General features: G+C 67.7%; 17 protein-coding genes and 1 tRNA gene. 7 read left to right on the plus strand and 11 right to left on the minus strand.

The window, feature by feature from the left end; all coding sequences use genetic code 11:
* Positions 1-65: 65 nt before the first annotated feature.
* Genes RAH32_RS14990 through RAH32_RS15000 form a run of 3 tightly spaced genes read right to left on the minus strand, consistent with a single transcriptional unit; the run spans position 66 to position 5,732 of the window.
* On the minus strand, positions 66-1,418 hold the full coding sequence (locus tag RAH32_RS14990; protein ID WP_306608803.1) for an efflux transporter outer membrane subunit: 1,353 nt from the start codon (positions 1,416-1,418) through the stop codon (positions 66-68).
* Positions 1,415-4,525, minus strand: coding sequence for an efflux RND transporter permease subunit (locus tag RAH32_RS14995; protein WP_306608805.1), 3,111 nt, complete (start codon positions 4,523-4,525; stop codon positions 1,415-1,417). Before RAH32_RS14995 ends, RAH32_RS14990 begins: the two co-directional genes overlap by 4 nt.
* Before the next feature lie 4 nt (positions 4,526-4,529).
* Positions 4,530-5,732 (minus strand): efflux RND transporter periplasmic adaptor subunit, encoded by a 1,203-nt coding sequence (locus tag RAH32_RS15000; RefSeq protein WP_306608807.1) that lies wholly within the window; start codon positions 5,730-5,732, stop codon positions 4,530-4,532.
* A gap of 106 nt (positions 5,733-5,838) precedes the next feature.
* Here RAH32_RS15000 and RAH32_RS15005 point away from each other — a divergent pair, with 106 nt between their 5' ends.
* Positions 5,839-6,432 (plus strand): TetR/AcrR family transcriptional regulator, encoded by a 594-nt coding sequence (locus tag RAH32_RS15005; protein WP_306608809.1) that lies wholly within the window; start codon positions 5,839-5,841, stop codon positions 6,430-6,432.
* Positions 6,433-6,529: 97 nt separating this feature from the next.
* On the opposite strand, the gene RAH32_RS15010 is transcribed toward RAH32_RS15005, so the two are convergent.
* The 3 genes from RAH32_RS15010 to RAH32_RS15020 form a co-directional block, all read right to left on the minus strand.
* Positions 6,530-6,754 carry a hypothetical protein gene (locus tag RAH32_RS15010; protein WP_306608811.1) on the minus strand — a complete coding sequence of 75 codons (225 nt, stop codon included), beginning with the start codon at positions 6,752-6,754 and terminating at the stop codon, positions 6,530-6,532.
* A complete protein-coding gene (locus RAH32_RS15015; RefSeq protein ID WP_306608813.1) occupies positions 6,751-7,356 on the minus strand; it encodes an RBBP9/YdeN family alpha/beta hydrolase in 606 nt (201 codons plus the stop codon). The genes RAH32_RS15010 and RAH32_RS15015 overlap by 4 nt, the downstream gene beginning before the upstream one ends.
* 89 nt (positions 7,357-7,445) lie before the next feature.
* The gene (locus RAH32_RS15020; protein WP_306608815.1) at positions 7,446-7,919 is read right to left on the minus strand and encodes an Lrp/AsnC family transcriptional regulator; all 474 of its coding nucleotides are present in this window, start codon (positions 7,917-7,919) and stop codon (positions 7,446-7,448) included.
* 140 nt (positions 7,920-8,059) lie between these two features.
* Between RAH32_RS15020 and RAH32_RS15025 the strand changes: the two genes are divergently transcribed.
* Positions 8,060-8,512 (plus strand): RrF2 family transcriptional regulator, encoded by a 453-nt coding sequence (locus RAH32_RS15025; protein ID WP_306608817.1) that lies wholly within the window; start codon positions 8,060-8,062, stop codon positions 8,510-8,512.
* On the opposite strand, the gene RAH32_RS15030 is transcribed toward RAH32_RS15025, so the two are convergent.
* The 4 genes from RAH32_RS15030 to RAH32_RS15045 are packed head-to-tail and all read right to left on the minus strand — an operon-like array spanning position 8,509 to position 10,601.
* Complete coding sequence (locus RAH32_RS15030) at positions 8,509-9,159, minus strand: pseudouridine synthase (RefSeq protein WP_306608819.1); 651 nt, start codon at positions 9,157-9,159, stop codon at positions 8,509-8,511. The two genes, RAH32_RS15025 and RAH32_RS15030, sit on opposite strands and share 4 nt — an antisense overlap.
* A complete protein-coding gene (locus RAH32_RS15035) occupies positions 9,156-9,782 on the minus strand; it encodes a LysE family translocator (RefSeq protein ID WP_306608821.1) in 627 nt (208 codons plus the stop codon). Before RAH32_RS15035 ends, RAH32_RS15030 begins: the two co-directional genes overlap by 4 nt.
* Complete coding sequence (locus tag RAH32_RS15040; protein ID WP_306608823.1) at positions 9,779-10,156, minus strand: GFA family protein; 378 nt, start codon at positions 10,154-10,156, stop codon at positions 9,779-9,781. The genes RAH32_RS15035 and RAH32_RS15040 overlap by 4 nt, the downstream gene beginning before the upstream one ends.
* Positions 10,149-10,601 carry a GAF domain-containing protein gene (locus RAH32_RS15045; protein WP_306608825.1) on the minus strand — a complete coding sequence of 151 codons (453 nt, stop codon included), beginning with the start codon at positions 10,599-10,601 and terminating at the stop codon, positions 10,149-10,151. Before RAH32_RS15045 ends, RAH32_RS15040 begins: the two co-directional genes overlap by 8 nt.
* Positions 10,602-10,687: 86 nt before the next feature.
* Between RAH32_RS15045 and RAH32_RS15050 the strand changes: the two genes are divergently transcribed.
* From RAH32_RS15050 to RAH32_RS15070, 5 genes are read left to right on the plus strand one after another with little or no spacing between them, the layout of a single operon-like run.
* Positions 10,688-12,010, plus strand: coding sequence for an ATP-binding protein (locus RAH32_RS15050; RefSeq protein ID WP_306608827.1), 1,323 nt, complete (start codon positions 10,688-10,690; stop codon positions 12,008-12,010).
* Between the two features lie 9 nt (positions 12,011-12,019).
* Positions 12,020-12,643, plus strand: coding sequence for a response regulator (locus tag RAH32_RS15055; RefSeq protein WP_306608829.1), 624 nt, complete (start codon positions 12,020-12,022; stop codon positions 12,641-12,643).
* Between the two features lie 5 nt (positions 12,644-12,648).
* Positions 12,649-13,161 (plus strand): DUF2478 domain-containing protein, encoded by a 513-nt coding sequence (locus tag RAH32_RS15060; RefSeq protein WP_306608831.1) that lies wholly within the window; start codon positions 12,649-12,651, stop codon positions 13,159-13,161.
* Positions 13,158-13,433: a sulfurtransferase TusA family protein gene (locus tag RAH32_RS15065; RefSeq protein ID WP_306608833.1), complete on the plus strand. Its 276-nt coding sequence runs from the start codon at positions 13,158-13,160 to the stop codon at positions 13,431-13,433. Before RAH32_RS15060 ends, RAH32_RS15065 begins: the two co-directional genes overlap by 4 nt.
* Positions 13,434-13,446: 13 nt before the next feature.
* Positions 13,447-14,373, plus strand: coding sequence for an AEC family transporter (locus RAH32_RS15070; RefSeq protein WP_306608834.1), 927 nt, complete (start codon positions 13,447-13,449; stop codon positions 14,371-14,373).
* A 17-nt stretch (positions 14,374-14,390) separates the two neighbouring features.
* On the opposite strand, the gene RAH32_RS15075 is transcribed toward RAH32_RS15070, so the two are convergent.
* Positions 14,391-14,467: transfer RNA gene (locus RAH32_RS15075), tRNA-Pro, on the minus strand.
* Between the last annotated feature and the right edge of the window lie 38 nt (positions 14,468-14,505).

The raw sequence follows: 14,505 nt of genomic DNA on the forward strand, positions 1-14,505 counted from the left end.
GGTGCGTGCAAGCACGCACCCTACGGTCGGGGCGGCGTAGGGTGCGTGTTCACACGCACCATTATCTATCTCGATCCTGCACCCGTGGCGATTTGCAAGGTTGCCCATTCCTTGGCAGCAGCATTCCGGGCCTGTGCGGCGGCAAGGCGGGCGCTTGCGCGGGACCGGTCAGCCTCCAGCAGGTCGACCAATGCCAGGGCGCCTGCCTCGAAGTTCTGGCGGGCCAGCGTATAGGCGCGGTCGTATGACGCCGCCGCCTCTTCCAGCGTGGCGGCCCGCTGGCGGAAGCGGCGCAGGTTCGACTGGGCGGTCTGCACATCCTCGACCGCCGCGACGATGGCGGACTTCCAGGCGATCTCGGCCTCGCGCGCCTCGGACAACCGGCGGGACCGGGCGGCTTGCAGCGCGCCCTGGTTCAGGACCGGCAGCGACAGGCCGGGACCGAAACCCCAGGCGGTGGCCCCGCCCCGGTCCGTGACCGTGCCCGTCAGCGAAATCGCGGGCAGCAGGTCGGCCGTCGCCACCCCCACCGCCGCAAGCGCGGCCGCATAGTCGGCCTGCGCCGCGCGGATGTCGGGGCGCGAGCGCAGCAGGTCGGCGGGAACGCCGGTTCCGGGACCGGGCGGCGTGCGCAACTGGGCCGATCCGCCGCGCATCTGCCCCATCAGCGGCGCGGATTGCAGGTTCAGCAGCGTGGACAGGCGATAAACCTGGGCGTTGAACTGCGCGTCATAATTCGGCAGGTCGGCGCGGGCGGTCTGCAACAGCGCCTCGGTCTGGGCGACGTCGTATTCGGTGGCGATGCCCACGGACTGGCTGTTGCGCGTCACCTCCAGCGTGCCTTCACGCGTGCGGATCGTGTCGCGGGTCAGGGCCAGGGCCTGCTGAAAGAAGCGCGCGTCGGCATAGGCGGCGATCACCTCGGCCAGCCAGGCCAGGCGGACGGTCTGCGCTTCGGCTTGGGCCGATTGCAAGGCGGCCGCTGCGCCTTGGCGGGCGCGGCGGGCGCCGCCGAACAGGTCGAAGACGAAGCTGGCCGACAGGGCGGCGGTATTGGCGGTGCCGGCGGCGACGGCATCGCCGCCCGCCCGTTCCCGCCCCGCCGTGGTCGTGCCGCCGATCTGGGACGCCCAGGGCCGGGCCGCCCGCACATCGGCCTGGGCCGCGCGGATGCGTTCGTTGGCGGCCATGATGTCGAAGCTTTGGTCCATGCCCTGCCCGATCAGGCGGTTCAGGGTGGCGTCGTTATAGCCCGACCAGAAGGCCGCCTGCGGGGGCGTGGCCCTCCCCTCGCCCTCGTTGAAACCGGCGGGGACGGCGGGGGTGGGCAGCGCGGTGGGATCGGGGCCGACGGCGGCGCAGGCCCCAAGCGCCAGGACGGAACCAAGCATCGCGCGGCGGTGCAGTGCGAAAGTCATGCGGGTTTACCCCTTCTTTTCGTGACAAGCTCGACCGCCTTCAGCACGGCCACATAGAAGACCGGAACCAGGAAGATCCCGATCACGGCCGACGAGGCCATGCCGCCCAGAACCCCGATCCCGATCGAGTTCTGCGCCCCCGCCCCCGCGCCGCTGGCGATGGCAAGCGGCAGCACGCCCAGCATGAAGGCGAAGGTGGTCATCAGGATCGGGCGCAGGCGCATCTTGGAGGCCTCGATTGCGGCTTCCAGAAGCGGACGGCCCTGCGCCACCAGCGATTGCGCGAATTCCACGATCAGGATGGCGTTCCGCGCAGCCAGGCCGATGGTCGTCAGCAGGCCCACCTTGAAATAGACGTCATTGGTCTGGTCGAAGAACAGCGCGGCAGCCAGGGCGCCCAGGATGCCCACCGGCACGGTCATCATCACCGCCAGGGGCACCGTCCAGCTTTCGTAAAGGGCGGCAAGCGCCAGAAACACCACCAGGGCCGACAGCGTGAACAACAAGGGCGCCTGGTTGCCCGACAGGCGTTCCTGATAGGACAGGCCCGTCCAGGCCGTGCCGTATCCGCCGGGCATGTCGGCCACCATCTCCTCCATCGCGTCCATCGCCGCACCCGACGACAGGCCCTGGGCGGCCGCGCCCGACAGTTCCAAGGCGCGGGTGCCGCCATAACGGGCAAGCGCCTGCGGTTCCTGGTCCCAGACGCGGGTGGTGAAGGCGCCGAAATTGACCATGTCGCCATCGGCATTGCGGGCAAACCAGCGGTCGATATCCTCGGGCTGGGACCGGGCCTCGGCCTCGCCCTGGACGATCACCGGGCGCAGTTCCGTGCCCAGGGCAAAGTCGTTCACGTCGCGCCCCGAGAAGATCACCGACAGCATCGCGTTCACTTCCGCGATCGACAGCCCGAAGGCCGCGGCCTTCTGCTGGTCGATGTCCAGCCGCAGCGAGGTCTCGAACGGCGCCTCGTTGCCGCGCAGGTTGGTGACGCGGCCGTCTTCCTGCGCCGTCGCGACAAGTTGGTCGGCGGCGGCCGTCAGCGCCTCTTGCCCCCGGCCCGACTGGTCCACGAGATACATCGAGAAGCCCGAGGACGCGCCCATGCCGGGGATCGCCGGCGGTTGCAGGAAATAGGCCTGGCCCGCCCGATTGTTCATGAAGAAATAGCCATTGGCGCGCGTGACCAGGGACGCCACGTCCAGGCCGGGCCGCTCCTCGTAGTCGCGCAGCTTGGCGAACAGCAGCGCCTGGTTCTGGCCCGATCCCCCGAAGCTGAACCCCAGGACCGAGAAGGTGGATTCCACCGTATCGGCTTCCTGCACGCGCAGGTATTCCTCGACCTTCTCGACCAAAGCCTGGGTCTGGGCGGTGGTCGATCCGTCAGGCGTCTCGATCATCACCATCATCACGCCCTGATCCTCGTCCGGCAGGAACGATCCGGGCAGGCGTTCATACAGCGCGGCGGCGCCGAAGCCGATCGCCACCAGCACGATCAACATGCGAAACGGACGCCGCACCAAGCGGGCCACGGCCTTGCCATAGCCGTTGGTGGCACGGTCCAGGTTGCGGTTGAACCAGCGGGCGGGCGCGATCCCCTCGCCATGCTTGCGGGGCTTCAGAAGGCTTGCACACATGGCAGGTGTCAGGATCACGGCCACGCCCAGCGACAGCACCATGGCCGTGATGATCGTCAGCGAGAACTGGCGATAGATCACCCCGGTCGCGCCCGACATGAAGGCCATGGGCAAAAACACCGCCGACAGCACCATCACGATGCCCACCAGGGCCGAGGTGATCTCCTCCATGCTTTTTTGCGTGGCCTCGACAGGGCCGAGGCCCTCTTCCTCCATCACGCGTTCCACGTTTTCGACGACCACGATGGCGTCATCGACCAGCAGGCCGATGGCCAGCACCAGGGCGAACATGGTCAGCGTGTTGATGGAAAAGCCCGCCACCGCCAGCACGCCGAAAGTGCCCAGCAACACCACGGGGATGGCGATCACCGGGATGATCGTGGCGCGCCAGCTTTGCAGGAAAGCCAGGATCACCAGGAAGACCAGCACCACGGCCTCGGCCAGGGTCTTGTAGACCTGGTGGATCGACTTTTCGACAAAAGGCGCGGTGTCATAGGGATAGACGACCTCGACCCCCTGGGGCAGCGAAGGCGCGATGCCGTCGATGACCTCGCGCACGGCATGGGCGGTATCCACGGCATTGGCCCCCGTCGCCAGGTTCACGCCGAAGCCCGCCGCCGGATTGCCGTTGTAGCGCGCGGCACCGCCATAGGATTCCTGCCCGATCTCGACCCTTGCCACGTCGCCCAGGAAGACCGTCGATCCGTCCGGGTCCACGCGCAGCAGGATCCGCTCGAACTCCCGGGCGGAGGAAAGCTGCGACTGCGCCGACAGGGTCAGGGTCAGCCGCTGGCCTTCGGCCGAGGGTTCGGCGCCCAGGTCGCCCACGGTGACGTTGGTGTTCTGTTCGGACACTGCGGCGGTCACGTCGGCGGGCGTGACCTGGTATTGCGCCATCTTCATCGGGTCCAGCCAGATGCGCATCGCATAGCCCGACCCGAAGGTGTTGATGGATCCGACGCCGGGGGTCCGCTTGACCGGATCCTCGATCATCTGGGACACCAGGTCGCCCAGTTCGACCGTGGAATAGCTGCCGTCGCTGCTGGTCAGCGCCCCCACCAGCAGGATCGAGGAGGTGGAGCGCGAGACGTTCACCCCCTGCTGCTGCACGATGTCGGGAAGCTGGCTTGTCACCAGTTGCAGCTTGTTCTGGACCTGCACCTGCGCGATGTCGGCATCGACCGTGTCGTCGAATGTCAGCGACACCGAGGCCGAGCCGGGCGTCGAGTTCGAGGTCATGTAGATCAGCCCGTCGATCCCGGTCATCGCGTCCTCGATCACGGTGGTGACCGAGTTCTCGACGATCTCGGCGGATGCGCCGGTATAGGTCGCGCTGATGCGGACGGTGGTGGGGGCGATCTGGGGATATTGCTCGATCGCCAGGGTCTGCAGGCCAAGGCCGCCGACCAGCATGGTCACGAAGGCCAGAACCCAGGCGAAGACGGGGCGGTGGATGAAGAAACGGGCCATGGGATCACTCGGCCGGAGCAGTGGCTGCGGCGTCTGCGGGGGCGGCGGCAGGCTCGCCCTCGGGGGCGGGCTGTTCGCGCACGACGCCGTTCTCGTCCAGGGTGACGGGGACGGTCGTGACCTCGGCCCCCTCGGTCAGGGCGGCGAAATTGTCCACGATCAGGCTGTCGCCGGGCTGAAGCCCGTTTGTCACGATCCAGTGGTTCTGGTAGCTGCCGTCATCGGCCAGATCCACCTGCGTGGCCTTGCCGTCGCGCACGACCCAAGCCGACAATTGCCCGGTCTTGTCGCGGGTTGCGGCGTTCTGCGTGACCAGAAAGGCCTCGGTCGTGCCCAGGTTGACCTGGCCGCGCAGGAACATGCCGGGCAGGATCAGCCGGCGCGGGTTTTCAAAGCGGAACCGCGTGTCCACCGCCCCGGTCGAGGTCGAGACGGTATAGCCCGGCGCCACCAGTTCACCGGTCGCCGCATAGGTTTCGCCGGTTTCCAGCGTCAGGGTGGCCTGGATCCTGTCGTTCAGCCGCAACCGCCCTTCGCTGATGTCGTCGCGCAGGGACAAGAGCCGGGCCGAGGGTTCGAACATGTCCACCTCGATCGGATCCAGTTGCGTCACCGTCGCCAGGGCATCTGCCTGGTTCGCCGTCACCAGATCGCCCACCGACACTGCCGGGACGCTGGCCATGCCGTCGATCGGGCTGGCGATGGTGGTCCATTCCAGTTCCGCCTGCGCCAGTGACAGCGCGGCCTCGGCTGCCTGCAGGGCCGACCGCGCCTGTTCCAGCGTGGCGCGCGAGGCATCGACCTGCGCCTGGGTCGTGCCCGATCCCAGCAGCTGTTCGGTGCGGCCGAACGAGGTTTCGGCCTCGGTCAGGGCGGCGCGCGCGGATGCGACCTGCGCCTCGGCACTGGTCAGGTTTGCCTGATAGATGGTCGGGTCGATGCGGAACATCGGCGCGCCCGCCTCCAGCGCCGTGCCGGGCTGATAAAGAACCTCGGTGACCAGCCCGCCGACGCGGGGACGGATCGCCGCCTGCGACTGGGCCACGGCGCGCCCCGGCAGCGTCAGGATGCGCGGAACCGGCTGGGGCTGGACCGTGACCACGCCCACCTGCGGCGGCGGCATCTGGGCCTCTTGGGCCGCGGCAGGCACGGACAGGAACCACAGGGCGATCAGGCCGGCACAGGCCATCGGGTGAAACAGGGACATCGGATCATTCCTTCCAGCGGGCGGACCAGCATTCGGAAAGGCTTGTTGCACGTTGATGCACAGTATGCAATATTTGCCTGGGGTGAATTTCTAAGGGAATGGCATCATGGCGGCGAAATCGACGCTTCGTGATCGACGGCGGCAGCAGACAGCACGCGACATCCAGCGCGCCGCGCTGACGCTGGCGCTGCGGCTGGGATATGATTCGGTGACGACGGAACAGATCGCGGCCGAGGCGGGGATCAGCCAGCGGACCTTCTTCAACTATTACCTGAACAAGGATGCGGCGATCATCGGGACGGCGCCCAGCTTTGCCGACGACACTGTGGCCTGGTTCCGCGAATCCTCCGGCCCGTTGCTGGGCGACCTGTTGAAGGCGCTGCGGCATCTCTTGTGCCATGCCGACCTGGACCGGGGCATGTCGCAACTGATCAACCGGCTGCTGGACGAAGCGCCCGAACTGCTGCCGATCTTCTATGGATCACTGAAACGGCTGGGGGATCAGATCGCCGATCTGGCCGTAACCCGCCTGGGCGAGGACGCGCGCCCCGATGCGGAACTGCTGGCGCAGGCGATCTCTCATGCCCTGGCGGACACGTTCCGCATCTGGGCCAACGACGATGCGATGTCCGAAGGCAGCATCGTCGATGTCACCGCGGCCAAGCTGCAGACCCTGCGTGGTTTTCTGGAACAGGTCTAGGATATCCGCTGCGCCATGACGACAGGGGACCGGCGCCATCCGCATTGGGCCAGGAAGGCCGTCGGAGCGGGAGCCGGGATCATGGGCACCCTTCGGATCAGATCAGCACAGCGGCAAGCAGCGCAAGAGCCGACAGGTTCATCACGATCAGGATGACGCAGACGGCGCCGCTGTCGTCACCCTGTGGGTCGCGCGCCGTGCGGCGCAGATGCAGTTCGGTCTGCATGTCGAACATGGCAGGGACTCCGAAATCGACAATGGGGACGGATTCGGCGGGGACAGGTTCGGCGAGGCGATGAAAGCTGCGGCCGGGCATCGTCACGCCCCCGTCAGGCGCGGCCGCGCCTGGGCTGCCTGACCAAGCCACCGGCGCAGGACCGAGGGGCGTTCGGTCCGGTCCAGCAGGCGGTCGCGGATCACCTTGCCGCCGGGCCAGGGACCAAAGCCGGCTGCCACGTTGACATGGCCCGCCTGGCCCAGGTCGATCAGGTCGGCGCCAAGCGTGTCGGCCAGATCGCGGCTGCGGTCGAAGGTCATCCAGGGGTCGTTGCGGCTGGCCACCAGCACGGCAGGCACGTCCAGGGCCATATCGGGCAGGGGACCGAAACGACGGATACGCTGGCAGCCATCTGTCCCTGCCAGCGGATCGGCGGGGGCAACCAGCACCGCACCGCGCACCCGCAGCCCCGACCAGCGGGCCAGCATCTGCGCGATCAGCACCGAACCCAGCGAATGGCCGACCAGGATGCTGTTGGGGTGCCGCAGGATCACCACCGCCAAGGCAGCCTCCCAAGCCTCGCGCACGGGGCGGCGGGGATCGGGCAGATCGACGATCATCGCATTGGGATCGGTGCGCGCCCACCAGTCCTGCCAATGGGGACCGGGCGATCCGTCAAGGCCGGGAACGATCAGGGTCTTGGACATGGTGCAGTTTCTCCCTCTAACTCCCGGTAACTCTACTTTGTTTGTCGTGATTTTGTTTCCAAAGATCGGCCGGGAAAGGGAACAGGGATCTAGCGGTCGCGGGTGTTGACGGGATAGGCGGTGGTATGGCGCAACCGCTCCATGGCGAAATGCGAGGTCAGGTTCTTGATCGGCACGGCATCCGTCAGCCGTCGATAGAAATCGTCATAGGCCGCCATGTCGGGCACCGCGACCTGCAGCAGGTAGTCCATCTCTCCGGCCATGCGATAGGCTTCCATGACCTCGGGGAACTTCTTGATGGCCGCCAGGAAGGCGTCGCGCCAAGCGGCGCCATGATCGACGGCCTCGATTCCCACAAAGACGGTAAGGCCGAAGCCCAGCTTTGCCGGATCGGCCAGGGCCACGCGCCCGATCAGAACGCCCGTCGATTCCAGTTTCTGAATCCGCTTCCAGCAAGGGGTCTGCGACAGTCCCACACGGTCGGCGATCTGGGCGATGGGTTGGGTCGCGTCCTGCATCAGGGCGGCGACGATCTTGCGGTCGATCAGGTCCAGGCCGGTCATATGCTCCTCGGCAAGCCGTTTCGCAGGCCAGAGTGCCACAAAAATATCAAATGTCTAGCGTCTTAATCGTATATCTGGTTGCATCATGTTGCCTGAAATCTCGACCTTGATGCGGGTATTTTATCGCCGTAATGTGGGCCATGATCACGCAGAAGATGAAATACGCGCTGAAGGCGATGCTGGTTCTGGGGGACGAGGCCGCCCAGCCCGCGCCCGAGGCGCTGACCATCGAAAAGATCGCCCGCAGGTCCGACACGCCCAAGCGGTTCCTGGAACAGATCCTGCTGGAACTGCGCAATGCGGGCATGGTCAGCTCCATCCGCGGCCGGTCGGGCGGCTATCTGCTGATCAAGCGGCCCGGCGACATTTCCATATCCGAGCTTCTGCGCCTGATCGACGGGCCGATCGCCCCCCTGCCCTGCCTGTCGCGCCGCGCCTATCAGCGCTGCGAGGATTGCCGGGACGAGGCGTCCTGCCGTATCCGCAAGGTCTTTGCCGAAATCTTCTGGTCCTATCTGATCCTGATCGAGTCGCTGACGCTGGAGGACATGCTGCGGTCCGAACAGGTGGCCGAACAGGTGATCGGGGCCTAGAACGGCGCGGGCTGGCTGAAGCTGACCTGCACGCCGCTGTCGGGATGACGCAGGCGCAGGCTTTCTGCGTGCAGCATCAGGCGCGGGTGATCAGCCGCAGTGCCCGTCGCGTAAAGCGGATCGCCCAGGATCGGGTGGCCGGTTTCGGCCATGTGGACGCGCAACTGGTGACTGCGCCCGGTCAGCGGGAACAGCCGGACGCGGGTTTCGGCATCGCTCGCGCGGATCACCCGCCATTCGGTCAGCGCGGGCCGTCCTTGGTCGTGATCGACCTTCTGGCGCGGGCGGTTCGGCCAATCGACGATCAGCGGCAGATCGACGGTGCCGGTCTTCGGCTCCAGCCGCCCGGACAGGCGCGCGACATAGGTCTTCTTGACCTTGCGTTCCTCGAACTGCTTGGCCAGGGTGCGCTGCGCATGGGGGGTCAGGCCGAAGACCATCACGCCCGAGGTGTCCTGATCCAGCCGATGGACCAGCAGCACGGTCGGGAACGCCCCGCGCAACCGGTTGATCAGGCAGTCGTCCTTGCCTTCGCCCCGTCCAGGGACCGACAGAAGGCCCGCAGGCTTGCCCACCACCAGGATCTCGTGATCGGCATGGATCACCTGGGGCGCATCGGGCGGCGGGGCATAGGTGAAGGCGGTCACTTCGTGACCAGCCGGATGGCCAGGCCCGCGAACATCACGGCCGCGATCTTGTTGATCAGGCCCAGCCGCCTGCCGATCACATGGCCCGCATAGCCCGCGACGATGCCGTAACCCATTGTGACCAGCGTGCCGGTAAAGGCGAAGATCAGTCCCAGGCCCAGGATCTGCTGCCAGACCGGACCCCAGGCAGGGTTGGTGAACTGCGGCAGGAAGGCCAGCAGGAACAGGACTGGCTTGGGGTTCAGCGCGTTCGACAGGAAGCCGCGCCGGATGATGTTCCAGGGCCTGACGCTGCCGCGCGCCGAAGGATCGGCCGGCCCGGCCCGCCAGCTTTTCCACGCCAGCCACAAGAGATAGGCCGCGCCCGCGTATTTGACGGCCAGCAACGCCTCGGGATGGGCGGCGACGATGGCGCCCAGGCCAACAGTGGCCAGCGTCACATGCATCAGCACGCCCAGGCCCACCCCGAAGCCGGCCAGCGCGCCCGCGCGCGGCCCGCCCTGGATGCCGCAGGCGCTGGCGAAGAACACGTCCTGACCGGGCGCGACGTTCAGCATCAGCCCGCCCGCGACAAAGGCGGTCAGCTGCGCCAGGGGGATGGCGGCGACGGTGTCCCAGATCATCCTTGCGATTCCTGCGGCAGGCCGTCCGCGATGTCGTAATAATCGCCCTTGTCGGCGACATAGATATGGCCCTGCAACCGCTGCCCCGTGGGGTTGTCCACGGCGCCCGGCGCGACCTCGACCCCGCTGCCGTCCAGTTGGCGCCAGAACAGGCTGCTGCCGCATTGGGGGCAAAAGCCCCGCTCGGCCTGGTCCGAGGACCGGAACCACTTGACCGCGCCCCGGATCGTCAGATCGGCTGTCCCGGCAGCGGCCCAGACATGCCCTGACCAGCGGCGGCACTGGCTGCAATGGCAGGCCCGCAGCGGATCGCCGCCCCAGGTGCCGCTGAAGGTGACGGCGCCGCACAGACAGCGTCCGGTGAAATCAGACATGGCCGAAAACCTCCTCCAGGATGGCGGCCAGGCGCGTTGCGTCTTCGGGGGTGAAGGCGTCCGGCCGGTCGCTGTCGATGTCCAGAACGCCGATCAGGCGGCCACCGTTGCCAAGAACCGGCAGGACGATTTCGGACCGGGTGGAACTGGCGCAGGCGATATGGCCGGGAAAGGCGTCCACGTCGGGAACAAGCTGGATCTGCCGCGTGCGCGCCGCAGCCCCGCAGACCCCGCGCGAGAACGGGATCACCAGGCAGCCGTGCCCCCCTTGGTAAGGGCCGATCTTCAGCAATTCGGGCGCGACCACGCGATAGAATCCGGTCCAGTCGAAGCGATCGTCCGAATGGTGGATTTCGCAGGCAAGCGTCGCCATCAGCGCAACCTCGTCGGTTTCGCCATGGGCAAGGGCGCGGATGCGCGCGGAAAGGGCGTCGTAATCTGTCATGGCCCCCTTTTATGCCGCGCAAGGCGGCACGAAAAGCCGCGATTGCGCCATGGACGACCTTGCGCCGATTGGCCAATCTGCGGGACATGACCCGCCTGTCCCTGACGCGACGCATCTTCCTGGTGATCCTGGCCGTTCAGGCGGCGCTGTTCGCGGCCCTGGCCGTGGCGAGCCTGGAAGGCGCGCGGCGCGACATCGCCACAGAAACCCGGCTGGCGGTGGAAACCGCGCGTGCCCTGGTTCTGGCCACCGTGGGAACCATGCACGGCGCGGTGCCGCCCGACCGGATCATGCAGCTTCTTCCCGAACGGCTGGTGGTGCCGCGCCATGTGACGCTGGGAACCGTCGATATCCTGGACGGAGTGGTGCGCCGCGCATCCGTGCCCGTGCAGGTCCATGGCCAGGCGCCGCAATGGTTCGCGTCCATGGTCGCACCCGACCTGCTGGAAACCCGCCTGCCGGTGGTGATCGGCGGGCGACCGCGCGGCTATGTCTTCATCGCCACCGATCCGGGGGCGGAAATCGCCCTGGCTTGGCGCAACCTGTCGGCCTTCCTGGGACTGGCGGCCCTTGCGGCGGTGGTCCAGGGGCTGCTGATCCTGTGGGCCACTCGCCAGGCCCTTCATCCGGTGGCGGTCATCGCCAGCCGCCTGACGGATCTGCGCCGGGGCGATCTGTCGGCCCGGGTGGGACCGGTTGCGCAGCGCGACCTGGCGCCCATTGCCGCAGGCGTGGACGACCTGGCCCAGGCGTTGCAGCAGGCGCAGGCCGACCGCGCGCGGCTGCAACGCCGCGTCGTCACCCGCGGCGACGAGGAACGCAAGGCCATCGCCCGCGACCTGCATGACGAGATGGGTCCCTGCCTGTTCGGCCTGCGGGTCGAGGCCGACGCCCTGCACGAGGCTGCCCCCACCCCCGCCATCGCAGGCCATGCGGCGGCCATTTTCCAGATCGCCGAGGAAATCGCCCGCGTGAACCGCGCCCTGCTGGGCGATCTGCGCCCTGCCGCCATCGGGCAGTTGCCGCTGGCAGCGGTCCTGTCGGATTATCTGTCCGATCTGGGGCGGCGCTTCCCCGACCTTGACATCGACCTGGATCTGCCCCCCGGCCTGCCCGAACCCGATGAGGCGACCGCCCTGACCCTGTTCCGCATCGTGCAGGAAGGCACGACGAACGCGCTGCGCCATGCGGGGGCGTCGCGCGTGACGGTGCGGCTGTGGACCGATCCCGCGCACTGGCGGATCGAACTGTCGGACGACGGGCAAGGCATGGCGCCTGGCACGCGCGAAGGCACCGGCTTGACCGGGATGCGCGAACGCATCACCTTGCTGGGCGGCGATTTGTCCTTGTCCTCGGGGGCGGGGGGGACCACCATCAGCGCCAGCCTGCCCTTGCAGCAGTCGGAATGAAGGCCACAGATGAAATCCGCGCTTGTCATCGACGATCACCCGATCACCCACCTGGGCGCCAACCGCCTGCTGCGCGACCTGGGATACGAGCGGATCGGCCAGGCCATGTCGGGCGAGGATGCGCTGGCGCAACTGGAAGCGGGAGAGGCGCCGGACCTGATCGTGCTGGACATCAGCCTGCCGGGCGCGGGCGGCCTGGATCTGGTGGCGCCGCTGCGCAATGTCGCCCCCGCCGCGCGCATCCTGGTCTTTTCGATGAACGACCAGACGGGCTTTGCCGCCCGCGCCCTGCAAGCGGGCGCGCAGGGGTTCCTGTCGAAGAACGCGCCCCCCGCAGATTTCCGCGAGGCGGTGCGAATGCTGGAGTCGGGCGAATTCTATCTGTCGCCCAAGCACGCGATGGCCTTGGCGACGCTGCGGGCGGGGGCCTCGGCCGATCCGCTGGGGGCGCTGTCGGACCGCGAACGGCAGGTTCTGGCGCTGATCGGCCGCGGGCTTGGCCTGCAGGCCATCGCGGACGAACTTGATGTCAGCTACAAGACGGCGGCGAACACATCCTCGGCCCTGAAGAAGAAGCTGGGCGTGGACGGCATCAACGGACTGATGAAATTCGCCCTGGACAGCGGAGTATGAGACCGATGCTGGGATGGTTCAGCCTGGACGACGACGCCCCTCCGGGAGAGGCCGACCGCATCCTGGCCCGGCTGTGTTCGGGCTTGGCGGACGCGGGATTGCGGTTGGCGGGCGCCGTTCAGCAGAACACCGACCGCGGCGCGGATTGCGCCTGCGACATGGACGTGCTGGTCCTGGGCGAGGAAGACGCGCCGATCCGCATTTCCCAGTCCCTGGGCGGCGGCTCCAGCGGCTGCCGCCTGGATCCCGGCGCCTTGGAGATGGCGGCGGCGCGGGTCTCGGCCAGGCTTGCGGGCGCGGAACTGCTGATCGTGCCGAAGTTCGGCCGCCAAGAGGCGATCGGCCGGGGCTTTCGCAGCGTGATCGCCCAAGCCATCGCCCAGGATGTGCCGGTCCTGCTGCATGTGCCCCCGGAACAGCGTGCGGCCTTTGCGGAGTTCTGCGACGGCATGGGCGAGCCTGTCCCGCCGGCGGGCTTGGTCGAATGGTGCCTGGACCAGGTTACGGGCGTGCAGTGACCGAAGCCCCGGTCATCGACGCGCGCGGGCTGCTGTGTCCGTTGCCGGTCCTGCGGCTGCGCAAGGTTCTGCTGGACCAGCCGGCGGGCGCGCGGGTGCGGTTGTGGGCGACCGATGCGATGGCCCTGATCGACGTGCCGCATTTCTGCGACAGTGCAGGGCATCGGCTGGTCGGGCAAGGGCAGGTGGCGGACGGTGTGCATGAATTCACCGTAGAAAGGGGGCTGTCTGCCCCCTCGGCCGCAAGCGGCCTCATCCCCGAGGATATTTGAATAAAGAAGAAGCATGCTGGCGGTCTTTCTGAAAACCCTGCCCTTCTTCGGGCTGATCGGCCTGGGCTGGCTGGCCGCGCGGACGCGGTTCTTTCCGCAGGAAGGCGCGGCCTGGTTGACGAAGTTCGTCTTCTATTTCGCGCTGTCGGCCATGCTGTTCCGGTTTGCGGCGGGGCTGGATCTGGCGGCGCTGTTCGACGGGCGATTCGTCCTGGCCTATCTGGCGGGGTCGCTGGCCGTCTGGATGATCGGCATGGCAGCGGCGCGGGCGCGCGGCCTGCCCGTGGCCGAGGCGGCGATGGAGGCGCAGTGCTGCATGATCGGCAACACGGGCTTTCTGGGCGTGCCCATGCTGGTGGTGCTGCTGGGCGAACGGGCCGTGGGTCCGGTGCTGATGGTGCTGACCATCGACATGCTGGTCTTTTCCACGCTGATCACGCTGATCATCCATGCCGGGCGCAGCGGCGGGCTGCGCCCGGCCACGGTGGTTCCGATCCTGCGCGGCATCGTCGCCAACCCGATGATCCTGTCGATGGTGGCGGGCCTGGCCTGGGCGCAGATGCGCCTGCCCCTGCCCGGTCCGCTGGACGAGTTCCTGGCGATGCTGGGCGCCGCCGCCACGCCCGGGGCGCTGTTCGCCATCGGCGCCAGCCTGGCGGGACGGCGGATCGGACGGCTTGCGGCCTCCGGTTGGCTGAGCGCGGCCAAGCTGGTGCTGCATCCGCTGGCGGTGGGACTGGCGGCCTGGGCCTTGCGGGTCGATCCCGTCGCGGCAGGTGTCATGGTCGCGGCGGCTGCCCTGCCGGTCGCAGGCAACGTCTATATCTTGGCGCAGTATTTCGGCGTGGCGCAGCAGCGGGTGTCGGCCGCGATCCTGATATCGACCGCCGCCAGCATCGTGACGATACCGCTGGTGATGCTGCTGATCGGGCAGGCCTAATGTGATTTCGGGAAAAATGGTCGGAGCGAGAGGATTCGAACCTCCGACCCCCTGCTCCCGAAGCAGGTGCGCTACCAGGCTGCGCTACGCTCCGACCGTGCTGGGGCAGGTAGCGCGGGGCGCGCGGCAATG

It is taken from the genome of Paracoccus yibinensis, assembly GCF_030846195.1.
GTDB lineage: Bacteria > Pseudomonadota > Alphaproteobacteria > Rhodobacterales > Rhodobacteraceae > Paracoccus > Paracoccus yibinensis.